The organism is uncultured Methanobrevibacter sp., assembly GCF_937898925.1.
In the GTDB taxonomy this organism is placed as follows: domain Archaea; phylum Methanobacteriota; class Methanobacteria; order Methanobacteriales; family Methanobacteriaceae; genus Methanobrevibacter.
The window spans coordinates 1-13,071 of the sequence record NZ_CALDKF010000119.1 but is presented as its reverse complement, the minus strand read 5'-3'; the positions used below and the strand labels follow the sequence as shown (position 1 = coordinate 13,071).

Below are 13,071 nucleotides of genomic sequence, written 5' to 3'. Positions count from 1 at the left end.
CTCTGTACGATACTCTACAATCTTACAACCGACACCAAACTTCTTCATCATAGTGAATATTAAATCGGAGAAACCCCAACAATCACCATGACCTGATTTCCATTGATGCTCAGATTCACTGTGCCTGTGCCTGTGAGCTTGATTGTTGGTCTGGACATATAATTCCCATTATTCCTGATTGAAAGCTCTCCAGAAGTCACTGAGGAGCTGAAATTGAATGTCTTGACATTCTCATTCAATGCATATTTGAATGGCTGGACATGGAATTTCACCTCAGCTCTCTTGAATCTGATGAGCTTTTCAAAATCAATGGCATCATACTGTGCAAAATTATAATATTTGTCAGGCTCATTGGAGAATGTGATCTTGCCTGATTGATTAAAGAAATCAATGATCTCATCAAGGTCAAAATCTCCAGCAAGACCAATCTCAATCTCCTTGTCATAGGCTGAAAAGCCCAGAGCTGTCACAATGTCTCCATCCCTTCCATCAATCTCCTCAGCTGTCACTCTCATCTGAGGCTTTGTGATTGGAGGCAATTCAGAGATGATCAATCCAGAGACCTCCATTGAGCTTTTTCCATTTATGATGATGTATGGTCTTATATTGACAGCCATCTTTTGTCCTCCTTTTATTGATAAATCTCATTTGTGATTGTATCAACCACAAATGATGCAAAGCCATCCTCTCCCATCTCAATTCTCATTCCTTGCATGGCTGTCTTGAAGGCATCAACCAGATTTGCTGTTGAATATCCTCCTGTGGATGCCAGAGCTGATGGCAAGCCAGATGCTGTCAGTGATGCATCTGTGTCAAATGATGTTGGAATAGCATCTTGCATCTCATCTGAGATCATTTTCATCTCATCTGTGAAACCTTCTCCGATTCCAAGAGCCAAATTCTTTCCTATTTGGTCTCTAAATACCTTTGAAGGAGATGCAATGCCAAACACAGATTTGATTGCATTGGTGATTGCTGTTCCCATGCCCTTGATTTTCCTCTTTACCCAATCAATCTTGTCATTGATACCATTCCAGATGCCTTCCACAAGGTCTTTACCAATTCCCAGCATTTTGGATGGCAAATCCTTGATTGCATTCCAGATTGTTGTGAATATTCTCCCAGCCATTTGAGCCAGACTTCCAATCACAGAGCCAATTCCTTTGACAAGCTCTGACAGGATTTGGACACCTGTTCTCAGAATCTGTGGCAAATTCTTGACCAATGTGCTCACAATTGTTGTGATGATCTTTGGCAAATAGCTGATGAGCTGTGGCAAAGCCTTTGTGAGACCATTTATGATTGCAACAATGAATTTCATTGCCATCTGGATGATCTGAGGCAATTTTGACAGCAATGTGTTCACAAGAGTGTTGATGATTGTGGGCAAATAGCTGATCATCTGTGGAATTGCTGTGTCAAGACCTTCAATGATGCCCTCAAGTAATTGGACAACAGAATCCAGAATCAATGGCAAATTCTCAAGCAATGTGTCAACAATTGTGGTGATGATCTCTGGCAACATAGCAACCATCTCAGGAATGGTCTGTGTGATTCCCTGAATAATGCTCTGGAGCAATGTCATTCCTGTCTCAATTATGAGAGGCAAATTCTGAGTGAGCACTGTCACAATGTCCATGACCAGCTGAGGCAACATTGCCATGAGCTGAGGCAATGCTGTACTGATGCCATTGATCAGAGACATCAGAATCTGGATGCCAGCATTGATGATCTGTGGCATCATGCTGATGAGAGCTGAGACAATCTGAGGAATCAATCCAGAGATGGATTCCACTATTGTTGGCAACACAGCCACAATGCTCTCAATTGCTGTCTGAGCTGATTCAATCAAGATTGGCAATGTCTCCTCAATCAATGGAGGAATCATCTCCATGATCTCAGGCACTAATGTTTCAAGCAATCCCTTGATGAGATTTCCAATCCCTCCGATTGCTGTCTGGATTCTTGGCAATAGATTCTGAGCAACAGTGAGCACAGAATCAGCAAATTCATTGATGAGCTTGTCAAAATCAGCATTGTCATCAGCAATTCCTGTCAACAGATTGCTCCATGCACCTTGAGCCATGCTGAGAGAGCCTGAGATGGTCTCTGATGCCTCTCTTGCTGTTGTGCCTGTGATTCCCATCTCATCCTGAATGACATGGATTGCATCAACAATGTCAGCATATGAATCAATATCATATTCAATGCCAGAGATTGCCTGAGCATCAGCCAAGAGCTGTTGCATGGATTCTTTTGTCCCTCCATAGCCCAGCTTTAACGAATCCAGCATCTGGAATTGCCCCCTTGCAAACCCAGAATATGCCTGTGTTATGGTGTCAATATCTGTTCCCATTTTATTGGCATTGTCAGACATGTCTCTGATTGCCATGTCAGCATATTCTGTTGCCTTTGCTGTGTCTCCTCCAAGAGATGAGATCAGGGATGCTGAGAATCCTGTCACAGTTTCCATGTATTCATTGGCTGACATGCCAGCTGATTGATAAGCCTGAGATGCATATTCCTTAACAACATCAGCTGATTCTCCAAAGAGTGTCTCAACACCTCCAGCCAATTGTTCATAATCAGCATATGACATGATGGCTTGCTTGCCAACATCAATCAATGCTGAGCCAAGATTCTTGAGACCATCCAAAGCACTTTTGATGGCTGAGGATGCAAGATCAGCAAGCACTCCCTTGAATACTGAGAAACCATCTCCAGCATTCTGAGCCTCATTGCCAGCATCTTTTGTGGAATCAGCAAGATCATCTGTGGCATCATCAGCCTTGCTGATCTCTGATTCTGTGCCAGCAATAGCTGTCTGGAGATTGTTCATCTCTGTTCTCATGCCAGAGAGTGTCTGTTCGTTTCTGGTGTTTGCCTGTGAGCTCTTGTCAACATCCTTTGCAAGATTGGCAACCACAAGAGCCTGTGCCTTGTATTCATCAGAGGATGTGCCAACAGTTTCCTCAAGCCTCTTGAGCTCAGCCTGTGCCTCCTCATATTCAGCCACAAGAGCCTCATGCTTTGATGCATTCTTGGCTTGCTCAGCTGATAAACTTGAATATTGAGATTGTAATGTGGCAAGAGCTGATTTCTGAGCACTGAGCTGTTTTGCCAATGCCTCAGATTTTGCTTTCAGAGCCTCTGTTGATTGATCATTCTTGTCATACTGTGCTGACACAAGTTTCATCTCAGATGAGACCTCTTTGAGATTCACTTGAATCTGTTTCAAGGCTTTTCTGTATTCTGATTCTCCTGTCAGCTTGACAGCTCCACCAAAGCCAGCCATGTTGTCACCTCCGTATAATTAAAACCATTCTTCTTGTCTCATTGCCTCAGCCTCCATCATTGCAAATGTTTTTCTGTTTAGTCTGAGACAGAGCTCTGTGTCAAATTGGTCTTTATATGCTTGATATAATGCCAAGAATTGTCTGATGGTCAATCTCCCAGCCTCTTTGTCACTCAGACACAGCTTGGCTCTTGAGATGTAATAAATCCATGAGAAATTGATTGGAGAGGATTCATCATCCTCATGGATTATGCGTTTTTTCCTGATTCATCCTTTACAGAATCAATGACAACACCTTGCATTGATGCTGTTGTCTCAGCAACACCAATGTTGGATATTATTCTTCCAACCTGTTTTGCTGTGAATAATGGCTCAGATGTGCCATGCTCCTCATTCTCAATCTCAATTCCCTCATTGAGCATCTCTTTGAATCCAAAGATCAGAGCCTTGATGTTGACCTCTCCATGATCTCCATCTGTGAGCTCACTCCATTTGTCAATTGTGCCATAGGCATCCTGAATTGCCTCCATGACATTGAGATTGAATATCAGCTTGAGCTCCTTGCCATTGTAATTAAATGATTTTGAGATTTCTTTCATTGTGATGTCCTCCAATTTTATTGAAAAAAGCCCAGCCCTCATGGAGCTGGGCTCATGTTTGTGAAATTATCCCACAGGATTGGATGTCTGAGATCCCTCAGAATTGGATGCCTGAGCTGTTACTCCAAAGATTCCATTGATGAATGCAAGAGCATCAGCCTTTGTGGTGCATGTCTTGGATGTGTTCCAATTACCATTGGCAAGTGTTGCAATTGTTCCCTCAATCTCTGTTGTGGAAAACTCAACAGATTCACCTTTGGTCTGATCATCCTGAGAAGGCTCAGCAAACTTGACCTTGTAAAGCACCTCAGCCTTGTAATAATAAACACCAGAAACCATCTTTGTGATTATTCTACCAAGACCAACCCAGATTGCTGTGTCTGTTGCATTCTTAACAACAACACCTGTCTCATCATCAATGCTGTGTCCTAAGAGCTCAGCAAATACAGCATCAGCATCCTCATCAACACCACATGTGATTGTGCCTGTCTGGAATGATGTGTCACTCTCAGCAAGCATGTTGTCAGCATACAGTGTTGCTGAATTATTGCTGATTGAGACATTTGCTGAAACAGCCTTGCCCAGAGACTTTGCATCAGAATATGTTGGTGTGCCATCTGTTGCCTCAGTGAGCTTTGCCCAAATAAGATTTGACAATCCGATCTTTGCCATTTTCTTTTCCTCCTGTTTTTATTATGTTGTTTCATCATCAATTGGTGTGTATGTGATTGCTCCTGTTGATGTGTTTGCCTCAGCTGTGCAAAGTGTCCACTCACCATCCACAACAGCCATGACAGCACCATCAGCAACCTCAGACACATCAGGCATTCTTGCATCAACATATGCCTTGATTGCATTCTCAAGGTCAGTGATGTAATCAGATGCAACCTGATTGTCAGCAAGAGCTGACGGATTTCCACCAAATGCAAGGAAAGCATTTTTTAATGCTGTGTTTAGATTACCCATGATCATTTTCCTCCTGTTATAAATCTGTTTGTATAGGCTTTGCAAAGCACAATGTCTTTGAAAAAATCCTTGTGTCTCTGTCATATCCTTCCTGTGATGAAAGAGATGGCTGGAATGTCCATCCATTCTGTTTCATCAAGGCTTTGACAGCCTGAATGATCTTGATGAAATTCCCTTTGGAATAAATCTCAAAATCATAATATGTGACATATCCAAGAAGATCATCATCACCAGAATATGAATGATAATTGTCAGCATTGGAATAAACAATCCATGCATCATCATCACCATCATAAAATTTGAATGCAACAGGAATCTCAACATTGTCCACTGTAAAGCCAGCAAAGATTGTCTCAATCTCAGCATTCATCATGTGAATCAGCCCTCCTTGATATATTTCTTTTGAACATCCAGCATTGCCTTCTCAATCTGAGCTTTCCTGAATGATTTTCTGAAAAATGGATGCTTTGGATATTTTCTCTGTCTTGAGCCATATTCAAACATATTCGCAACCAGAGGAGCTGGTGTCTGTTTGCCATTCTCATTGGTGAAATATCCAACAATCATGCACTGACAATTGATTCCATCATCAGATGGTGTCTTGTAGATTCTGGATGTGATGAGATTGTCTCCAGAGCCAATGCCATCTTTCAGACCTTTTGGCATATTCATCCATGTGGTTTCTTTGACAACCTCAGCTCCAGCCTGACACATCTCTCCAAGCATCTTCTCAGAATTCTGATCAAGATTCTTGAATATTTGCATCAGCTCTGTTGGCAACTCCATTCTGTATTTTGCCATCAATGTGTCACCTCTTTGCATTGGAGCTCCATCTCAATGTTTGCCTCATCAATGTTGTTGATATATTCAATTGAATATTTCTTCTCCCTAAATAAAACAAACATTTTTCTGTCAATTGGTGTGACAGGAAATCTGAAAACAAATCTGGTGAATGCCTTCTCAAAATCAGAGCCATTGGCAATCAATGTCATGCCTCTTGTTGTTTTCACCTCAGCATAAGGCTGGAGGACAACAACAGGCTCATCATGGATGAATCCATCAGCATCCTTTGTCTTTGTTTCCTTGATGATGGTGATTTTATATCTGTATTTCCCAGCATCTATCATCATGATCACTCCAATGGCAAGAGATTGATTGAATGGAGATTGAGAATGCTCTCAACAACATTGTTAAGATTGGATTTGTCCACATAATATGCTCTGTTGTCATACATTGATTGGCAAAGCACATATATGACAATGACCAAATCCTCATGAGCATCCATTCCCTCAGCATCCAGACCTGTATATGACATCACAAATTGCTTTGCCACATTCAGAGCTGTTGTGAGCAATGCTGTGTCCTCAGCTGTTATCTCAGGGATTCTGAGATAGTCAGTGACATCTGTCACTGTGATGTCACTGACCTTTGTGATCTCAGAATTAGCCATCAGATTCACCATCCTTGTTGACAGCCTTCTTTGAGGCTTTCTTGGATGGTGTTGCCTTTGGCTTGGATTCATCAGCAAGCTCTGAGACATATCCAGCTCTGATGAGGTCTTTTGCAACCTCAACATTCTTGATTTCTCTGACATCTCCCTTTTTCATGGAGATAATGCCAGAAAATGATTTATTTGCTTTATACATCAAAGCCATGTTGATGACCTCCTCTCAATTAAGATGCTGACATTACAAGAGCACTGATTGCCTGAGCATTTTCAACCTTTGCATCAAAGGAAACCCAGCCAACTACACCAACAGCATGCTGTGTTGCAAACTTTTCTCTAAGAACCTGAATGTTCATGTCCTCGGAGAATTTTGTTGCTAAGCCCTTCATGTCTCCATAGTAAATTGCATTTACACCAGAGGCAATCTCAGGCATGTTGTCAGAAACATAGACAGGCTTGCCAAGTAATGTTGAGCCAAAAGGAGATGCAATGTCATCCTGAAGGAGATAACGACCAACATCATCCTTGAGCAATCTCAGAGCTGTCCTTGTATTTCTGGACATGATGAACATTGCATCATTCTGGAATACATCCTTGACAGAATCCTTGAGCTCAATAACCTTGTCAGCTGTGATTGCTGATGTTGAGCCAGCATAAACAAGCTTTGTGACAGAGCCCTTTAAGCCCTTGACCTTGTTGACATGTGTCACAGAATCAGGATTGCCACCATTGATGCAAACACCCTCAATGAATCTTGCAATTGCATATGCCATCTTGTCAATGACAAAAGCAACAATGTCAAACTGAGAATTGTTGATGAGCTTTCTTGAGATGAGAGTGAGAGCTCCAGCAAGATAGTCCTTGAGAGTGATGTTGGTGAAATTACCAACAGAGGATGTCAGATCAACAAACTCCTGAGCCCAAGCAACAGTGATTGCTGTGGAGCTTTCGTCATAATAAGGAATTTCAAGATCACCCTTGAGAGAATACTTGCTTGACTTCTCAAGGATAGGGCAAATGTCATAAACCTTTGCAATGATCTTCTTTGCAATGGTCACAGGAATGACAGCACCATTTGCACCCTCAGTGAGATTTGTTGCATTTCTGGTCTCAAGCACTGTGCCTCTGACATAAGCCTCAAAAGACCTTCTCTCAGCCAGCTCTCTTGCCTGATCATCAGCCTTTGCATCAGCACCAGCCTCAGCTCCAGCATCCTCAGCCTTCTTCTCCATCTTGCCAGCACCACAAGCTCTTGCATCATCAAGGTCAGCCATCATCTCAAGCATGTCCTTGATCTTCTTGACATCATCTCTGATCTCAGCAAGCTCCTGAGCCTCAGCATCTGTGAGCTCTCTCTTTTCTGTTTCGGCAAGATTGACAATGGATTCAGCCCTTTTGATGAGGTCATTCTTCTTCTCAATCTGTGCCTTCATTGAAGTAAATGCCATGATTTTATCCTCCTTTTATTTTTCTATGCCTTCATCTCGGCAATCATGGTTTTATATCCAGCGAAGTATTCGCTTGATACCTCAGTTTTTTTCTCAGGCTTTTCATCCTGAGCCTTCTCATCAGAGCTCTTTTCTCTGATTTCAGCCAGAGCCTCATTGATGGTCTCATCCTGATTCTCTGTTTCCTCTCTGATGTCAACAGCCTCAGCCAGCATTGTCTCTCCAATGATCATCTTCTCATCATTGTCTCTGACAGCAACCAATGTTCCATCATATGCTGGTGTGTGTCTCTTGTTGAGCAATGAGACCTCTCTCAAATCAATCTCATGGAGCTCTTTGATCGGCATGCCATCCTCAGATGTGTCTCTGGATTCAATAGGAAAGAAACCAAATGACCAGCCAACCAGATTCCCAGCCTTTGCATCCTTGATGACATCCTTGTCAAATATGTCAGCCTCAGCTCTCAAGCCAATGGAATCCTCCTCCAGCTTGAGATTGCCATCCTTGATGCCTCCCAAATCTCTGTCCTCATTATGATTCAAGAGAATCCTGACATCCTGAGCCTTCTTGAGAGCTTTCTTGAATGTGCCAGCCATCACTCTCTCTCTGAATGTTCCAAGCCTCTCTGTGATAGGCTTTGACAATCTCTCAACAGCATTGACATATCCCTCAATGTGAACATGATCAGCTCTGATGATTATTTTCATGTCATTCCCTCCTCTCCATCAATGACAGCATCATCCTCCTCTGTCTTGATGGTGTCTGTGTTCGGTGTGTAATATTCATGTGTCTCTGTGTTGTAAAGAACAGAGCCCAAGCCAAGATCAACAATGTCAAGACCTTCAATGTGATTCATGTTCTCCTCTCTCCTCATCTCATTGATGGTCATGAATCCACATTCCTTTGCCAGCTTATATGCCTCATATCTTTCCTTGACATTGGCTCTGATGATTTCCTTGACATCCAAAGCAAAGAAATATTTTCCCTTTTCTTTTTCAAGCAACAGGTCTCTGTTGAGAGCTGTCTCAAGAGCTTTGACAACAGGATATATTGCCAGCTTGAATGTCAGCTCAAAATTATTAGGATATACATGGAAAATGTCTTTTATCTGATCAGCCAGATTTTTCACTGTCTCATTCAATTGCATCTCAACAGATGTGTTGGATGCCTCTTTGAAATCAATTCCATTGTTGAGGACAACAACATTCTCCTCACTGTCTGTGGAATATAGATTGTTCCAAGCCTGTTTCAACAGATTGATTTCTTCCTGTCCAAGCCTTCTCTCAGATTTCAGAAATCCTCTCTTGTTTCCATTGGTCTTTGCCATCTTGAGCTGATAGAGCATTGATCTGAATGCTGTTTCAAGAGCTTTGGAGACCTCCTCTGTGATGCCAAATCCTCTTGCTCCATCTCTGGTGTTTCTCAGGAGCTTGATGAATTCAAAAGGCTGATACATTCCACCACCACAGCCAATTGTGTATGTCTTGTAGATAGGCTCATCAAGGATGCTGATTGCAATGTATTGATCATCAACATAATAAAGACCTGTGACATCATTTCCATCTCTCTGGATATAGCAATAGCCATTGCCATCCAAAAGATAATCAAGCACCAGAGCATTTTTCATCTGGAGACCATCAAGAGTGTCATGTGTGTCACCATTGAGCATGGACACCCTGACATCATCCTTGACCTCAACAACATGCTCATCCTTGTATTTGAAAAGCCTGACAGGCATGGAGGCAACAGCTGAGGAAATAAGATCAACAGATGATGACACAGCTGGAATGTTCATTGCTTTCTCTCTGGATATAGTTTCACCAGACAAGAGAGCACTGAGAAGGACATCACTCACTGTGGAATCATCAACAGCTGTTGAGACCACAGACACATCTCGGCTCTCTTGAGCTGGTGTTTTTTCTCTTTTCCTAAATAAAGGCATTCAATCACCTCATTAAATCAAGATGCTTTTTTCCTTATAATCCAATTATAAAATAATCAAGATATTGTGCTTTGTCAATATTTTGCCCCAACATGTTGTGTTTTATTAGAATGTTTGAATGACAAATGACCCTTGATTGAGAAAATAATCCTGTTGCACAAGAAACATGCCATTGATTGTGGAGACAACCATGTCAATTTTGCCTGTGGATTTTTTCTTGTTGACATATTGATTCTTGTTGGTGTCATATGTGCATCTGGCATTCTGGAAATTGATCTCATACAATGTGTTATCTGTGTATTCAAATTCACCATTGAGGATTTTCTCCTTCAACAGCTTTGTCGGAGGATGCAAGACAGAGCTGTGCTGTCTGATTTCAACAGTGACCAAACCAGCCCTCTCCAGCTTTTGAGCTGTTGACAGAGCATTCCATCTGTCATAGCCAACAGCTTGAATCCTGACACCAAATCTCTCCTCAATGCTCAGGATGAAATCCTCAATTACAGCATAATCAATGACAGAATCTCCACATGCAATGACCTTCCCTGTGTTCAATAGCTCTCTGTAATTGACATGTTCTGTGCTCATCTTCTCATCAATTCTTCCCTCTGGTATGAAAGCATAGGAATCAGCAAGGATGTGATTGTTATCATCAACAGCCAGCATTGAGACAGATGCATTGTCTGTTGTCTCAGCCAAATCCAAGCCAACATAAACAACTCTACCTCTCCAATCAATCTCAGAGACCTTGCATGATTGGAGCTGAGCCACATCAACATATGTCTCTGTGCCAGCTCCTGTGTATATGATGTTGCAATGTTTTGTCACAAAATTCTCTCTGGCTGATTCCACAGCAATGGCATATGCTCTCTTTTTCAAAAGATCATTCCAGATTTCTTCTGATTCCAGAGCTACAGGATTTGCTTGCTGGAGGATGAGATCATCTGTCATCCAATCCTTTTTATTATCTGGCTCATACAAGAGTGAGAATCTTGTTTCATCCTTGATGAGACCATCCAGCACCTTCTTGGAGTAGTCAACCTCATCCTCAAATGGATTATTGAGTGTTGGATATTTTGTGGAAATGATGAATCCCAGCTTGTTGAGGATATTCAGCTGACCTGACCTCATAGCCTCAATGGCATATGAATTTGGGAGAGCTCCAACCTCATCAGCACAAAAAACATTTGCGAGCTTTCCATCCATTCTGGATGTTGAATAAGCCAGAGGCATATATTTGATTTCTGTGGTATTACAAAAGATGTAATCTCTGAGAATCTTGAATCTCTTTTTATTTTTAAATTCATATATCAATGGAGAGCTCTTGATGGTCTCAGCAATTGCCTCTCTGATTTCTCTGGACAATGAGCCATCAGGAGCAACAGAATAAAATCTGGAGAATTGAGGCTCTGTGAAAAATAAGAGAATAAACAATGTGGCAACAGTATATGTCTTGTAATTCTTTCGGCAAATCTCAAGGATGATTGATTCATATTTTCTCTTTGATGGATTGTCTCTCTCAACTGTGCATATTACAGCCACATATGTCAGCCATTGATATTTTGTTGTGCACTCAAACAGGCTCTGACCAGCCTTGAGCCCTTTTGGCATTCTCAGAATCTTGAGCAATGAGATGACCTGATTCAATTTCTTTGTGCTGATCTTATAATTTGAATCTTTTCCTTGAGCAATGGTCATCCATGCTCTCATCTGTTTCTTGACATATTTTGGTGTGGTCTTTTTTCTCACAGCCTCCTTGCAATACAGATAAGCTGGAGAGCTCAGCACCAGATTTGTGCTCTGATTATTCCTCATCCTCATCACCACCATTGATAATTGCAAGTAAAGGATCAACAGAATTGTCTGTCTCCTCTCCCTTGAATCCCTTGATGATTTTTATCAATGTGCTGACAGTTTTATTTGCTGAATCTGTTGTCCTGTTGTATTCTGAGACAGCTGGATTGCAATATAAATTGCCTCTCCCTTTGACATATTCCTTTGTGACCAATGTGCCTTCCTCTTTGATCTTTTTCTCAAGCTCAGAGAGAATGTTGATTTGCACCTGATACCTTTTGAATGTTGTTAAAAAGAAAAAATTTGTCTGGACACCAGCCTCCTCAGCAATCTTGATGATTTCCTCAGCCTGTTCATTGAGTGTCCTCTTTTTAGCTGTTGCCATGCTCTCACCTCCTTATTTTATGAGCTCAGCTTTTTTGCCTGTGAGAGATTCCCATCTCTGGATGATCACCTCACAATAATGCTCATCAAGCTCCATCATGAAACATTTTCTGTTGAGCTGTTCGCATGCAATCAGTGTTGAGCCTGAGCCTCCGAATAAATCAAGCACAGTGTCATGGATGTTTGTTGTGTGCTTGATTGCCTGTGCTGATAATTCAACAGGCTTTTGTGTTGGATGAACATAATCACTTCCATTGTCTTTTCCAACTTTCCAAACACTTCCAATCCTTTTTCCAATGATTTCACATCCATTGTTTGCACATAATATGACCTCATAATCTGTTGAGAATGTATGTGTTAAATCTCCCATTCCTCCTCCACCTTTATCCCAGATGATCATGTTTGTCATTTCATAATATTTTTCAAATAATGGCAACCATTTATCAAGCACCTTCCATGTTGTGCATATCATAACAAATCCTTTGACCTTCCCAGATAAATGTGGAAAGAAATCCAGAATCTTGTCATCATTTTTTATGATTTCAAATTTATTTTCTCTCATGTTGCTTTGATAATTATAACCATAAGGAGGGTCTGTAAATACCATGTTCAGAGCCCCCCTCCATTATATGATAATAAATGCATAATATCATGTTCACTTGTGGAATCACCACACATAAGCCTGTGGTCTCCCAATTTCCAGACCTGACCTCTCTCAACTCTGGATTCCATCTCAAGAGCTCCATCAACATCAAAATCATCCTCTGTGATCTCAGGCTCTGGCTCATCAATGTCAATCTGGAAATCATCAAATCCAAATGCTGACATGTCAAGGCTGATGCTCTCCAGCTCCTGAGCCAACATTTCCTCATCCCAGCCACCAAGGTCAGAGAGCCTGTTGTCAGCCAGAATATATGCTCTTTTTTGGTCATCTGTCAGATTTGTCACCCTTCGGAATGGAGCTTGTGTCAATCCAAGAATCTTGGATGCCTCAATCCTCCCATGACCAACAAGAATCATGTTGTTCTCATCTATGATGACAGGATTGATAAATCCAAATTCCTTGATGCTGTTGCATATTGCCTCCAGCTGTGATTCTGAGTGTGTTCTTGCATTGTTTTCATATGGATGGAGCTCTGAAATGTCAATCATCTCATATTTATCTGTGTTTTTTGCCATGTGTGTCCTCCTGAGTG

The 13,071-nt window shown here is 41.5% G+C and carries 18 protein-coding genes and 2 pseudogenes; all 20 read right to left on the bottom strand.

Annotation, left to right across the window (positions count from 1 at the left end; genetic code table 11):
* Positions 1–84 (bottom strand): annotated as a pseudogene (locus Q0409_RS10410) (hypothetical protein); the annotation flags it as partial.
* Positions 60–515, bottom strand: coding sequence for a distal tail protein Dit (locus tag Q0409_RS10140; protein WP_366940129.1), 456 nt, complete (start codon positions 513–515; stop codon positions 60–62). The pseudogene Q0409_RS10410 and the gene Q0409_RS10140, both read right to left, overlap by 25 nt.
* Positions 516–631: 116 nt before the next feature.
* On the bottom strand, positions 632–3,295 hold the full coding sequence (locus tag Q0409_RS10135; RefSeq protein ID WP_298537828.1) for a hypothetical protein: 2,664 nt from the start codon (positions 3,293–3,295) through the stop codon (positions 632–634).
* An 18-nt stretch (positions 3,296–3,313) separates the two neighbouring features.
* On the bottom strand, positions 3,314–3,448 hold the full coding sequence (locus tag Q0409_RS10130) for a hypothetical protein (protein ID WP_298537825.1): 135 nt from the start codon (positions 3,446–3,448) through the stop codon (positions 3,314–3,316).
* A 95-nt stretch (positions 3,449–3,543) separates the two neighbouring features.
* Positions 3,544–3,894, bottom strand: a complete 351-nt coding sequence (locus Q0409_RS10125) for a hypothetical protein (RefSeq protein ID WP_298537823.1) — start codon at positions 3,892–3,894, stop codon at positions 3,544–3,546.
* A gap of 66 nt (positions 3,895–3,960) precedes the next feature.
* Positions 3,961–4,566, bottom strand: a complete 606-nt coding sequence (locus tag Q0409_RS10120; protein ID WP_298537820.1) for a major tail protein — start codon at positions 4,564–4,566, stop codon at positions 3,961–3,963.
* Between the two features lie 21 nt (positions 4,567–4,587).
* Positions 4,588–4,860 carry a hypothetical protein gene (locus tag Q0409_RS10115; protein WP_298537817.1) on the bottom strand — a complete coding sequence of 91 codons (273 nt, stop codon included), beginning with the start codon at positions 4,858–4,860 and terminating at the stop codon, positions 4,588–4,590.
* A 16-nt stretch (positions 4,861–4,876) separates the two neighbouring features.
* Entirely contained in the window at positions 4,877–5,233 is a 357-nt protein-coding gene (locus Q0409_RS10110) for a hypothetical protein (protein WP_298537814.1), read from the bottom strand.
* A gap of 5 nt (positions 5,234–5,238) precedes the next feature.
* The gene (locus Q0409_RS10105; RefSeq protein ID WP_298537812.1) at positions 5,239–5,682 is read right to left on the bottom strand and encodes a hypothetical protein; all 444 of its coding nucleotides are present in this window, start codon (positions 5,680–5,682) and stop codon (positions 5,239–5,241) included.
* Positions 5,661–5,990, bottom strand: coding sequence for a phage head closure protein (locus Q0409_RS10100; protein WP_298537809.1), 330 nt, complete (start codon positions 5,988–5,990; stop codon positions 5,661–5,663). Before Q0409_RS10100 ends, Q0409_RS10105 begins: the two co-directional genes overlap by 22 nt.
* Positions 5,991–5,992: 2 nt before the next feature.
* Positions 5,993–6,310 carry a head-tail connector protein gene (locus Q0409_RS10095; RefSeq protein WP_298537806.1) on the bottom strand — a complete coding sequence of 106 codons (318 nt, stop codon included), beginning with the start codon at positions 6,308–6,310 and terminating at the stop codon, positions 5,993–5,995.
* Entirely contained in the window at positions 6,303–6,515 is a 213-nt protein-coding gene (locus Q0409_RS10090; protein ID WP_298537803.1) for a hypothetical protein, read from the bottom strand. Before Q0409_RS10090 ends, Q0409_RS10095 begins: the two co-directional genes overlap by 8 nt.
* Before the next feature lie 19 nt (positions 6,516–6,534).
* Positions 6,535–7,755, bottom strand: a complete 1,221-nt coding sequence (locus Q0409_RS10085; RefSeq protein WP_298537800.1) for a phage major capsid protein — start codon at positions 7,753–7,755, stop codon at positions 6,535–6,537.
* 23 nt (positions 7,756–7,778) lie between these two features.
* Complete coding sequence (locus Q0409_RS10080; RefSeq protein ID WP_298537797.1) at positions 7,779–8,462, bottom strand: HK97 family phage prohead protease; 684 nt, start codon at positions 8,460–8,462, stop codon at positions 7,779–7,781.
* Positions 8,459–9,697 carry a phage portal protein gene (locus Q0409_RS10075; RefSeq protein ID WP_298537795.1) on the bottom strand — a complete coding sequence of 413 codons (1,239 nt, stop codon included), beginning with the start codon at positions 9,695–9,697 and terminating at the stop codon, positions 8,459–8,461. Before Q0409_RS10075 ends, Q0409_RS10080 begins: the two co-directional genes overlap by 4 nt.
* A 105-nt stretch (positions 9,698–9,802) precedes the next feature.
* Positions 9,803–11,512, bottom strand: coding sequence for a terminase large subunit (locus Q0409_RS10070; protein ID WP_298537792.1), 1,710 nt, complete (start codon positions 11,510–11,512; stop codon positions 9,803–9,805).
* Positions 11,502–11,876, bottom strand: a complete 375-nt coding sequence (locus Q0409_RS10065; protein WP_298537789.1) for a hypothetical protein — start codon at positions 11,874–11,876, stop codon at positions 11,502–11,504. The genes Q0409_RS10070 and Q0409_RS10065 overlap by 11 nt, the downstream gene beginning before the upstream one ends.
* Before the next feature lie 12 nt (positions 11,877–11,888).
* On the bottom strand, positions 11,889–12,482 hold the full coding sequence (locus Q0409_RS10060) for a site-specific DNA-methyltransferase (protein ID WP_298537786.1): 594 nt from the start codon (positions 12,480–12,482) through the stop codon (positions 11,889–11,891).
* A gap of 2 nt (positions 12,483–12,484) precedes the next feature.
* Complete coding sequence (locus tag Q0409_RS10055; RefSeq protein ID WP_298537782.1) at positions 12,485–12,736, bottom strand: hypothetical protein; 252 nt, start codon at positions 12,734–12,736, stop codon at positions 12,485–12,487.
* A 96-nt stretch (positions 12,737–12,832) separates the two neighbouring features.
* Positions 12,833–13,027, bottom strand: a pseudogene (locus tag Q0409_RS10405) (ParB/Srx family N-terminal domain-containing protein); the annotation flags it as partial.
* Positions 13,028–13,071: the final 44 nt, after the last annotated feature.

Excerpts from the sequence above, each read along its gene's own strand:
- Q0409_RS10115 (WP_298537817.1), bottom strand. The coding sequence starts at position 4,860 with ATGGGTAATCTAAACACAGCATTAAAAAATGCTTTCCTTGCATTTGGT.
- Q0409_RS10095 (WP_298537806.1), bottom strand. The coding sequence starts at position 6,310 with ATGGCTAATTCTGAGATCACAAAGGTCAGTGACATCACAGTGACAGAT.
- Q0409_RS10140 (WP_366940129.1), bottom strand. The coding sequence starts at position 515 with ATGAGAGTGACAGCTGAGGAGATTGATGGAAGGGATGGAGACATTGTG.
- Q0409_RS10070 (WP_298537792.1), bottom strand. The coding sequence starts at position 11,512 with ATGAGGAATAATCAGAGCACAAATCTGGTGCTGAGCTCTCCAGCTTAT.
- Q0409_RS10090 (WP_298537803.1), bottom strand. The coding sequence starts at position 6,515 with ATGGCTTTGATGTATAAAGCAAATAAATCATTTTCTGGCATTATCTCC.
- Q0409_RS10080 (WP_298537797.1), bottom strand. The coding sequence starts at position 8,462 with ATGAAAATAATCATCAGAGCTGATCATGTTCACATTGAGGGATATGTC.
- Q0409_RS10060 (WP_298537786.1), bottom strand. The coding sequence starts at position 12,482 with ATGGTATTTACAGACCCTCCTTATGGTTATAATTATCAAAGCAACATG.
- Q0409_RS10105 (WP_298537812.1), bottom strand. The coding sequence starts at position 5,682 with ATGCAAAGAGGTGACACATTGATGGCAAAATACAGAATGGAGTTGCCA.
- Q0409_RS10085 (WP_298537800.1), bottom strand. The coding sequence starts at position 7,755 with ATGGCATTTACTTCAATGAAGGCACAGATTGAGAAGAAGAATGACCTC.
- Q0409_RS10135 (WP_298537828.1), bottom strand. The coding sequence starts at position 3,295 with ATGGCTGGCTTTGGTGGAGCTGTCAAGCTGACAGGAGAATCAGAATAC.
- Q0409_RS10065 (WP_298537789.1), bottom strand. The coding sequence starts at position 11,876 with ATGGCAACAGCTAAAAAGAGGACACTCAATGAACAGGCTGAGGAAATC.
- Q0409_RS10125 (WP_298537823.1), bottom strand. The coding sequence starts at position 3,894 with ATGAAAGAAATCTCAAAATCATTTAATTACAATGGCAAGGAGCTCAAG.
- Q0409_RS10075 (WP_298537795.1), bottom strand. The coding sequence starts at position 9,697 with ATGCCTTTATTTAGGAAAAGAGAAAAAACACCAGCTCAAGAGAGCCGA.
- Q0409_RS10100 (WP_298537809.1), bottom strand. The coding sequence starts at position 5,990 with ATGATGATAGATGCTGGGAAATACAGATATAAAATCACCATCATCAAG.
- Q0409_RS10110 (WP_298537814.1), bottom strand. The coding sequence starts at position 5,233 with ATGATGAATGCTGAGATTGAGACAATCTTTGCTGGCTTTACAGTGGAC.
- Q0409_RS10120 (WP_298537820.1), bottom strand. The coding sequence starts at position 4,566 with ATGGCAAAGATCGGATTGTCAAATCTTATTTGGGCAAAGCTCACTGAG.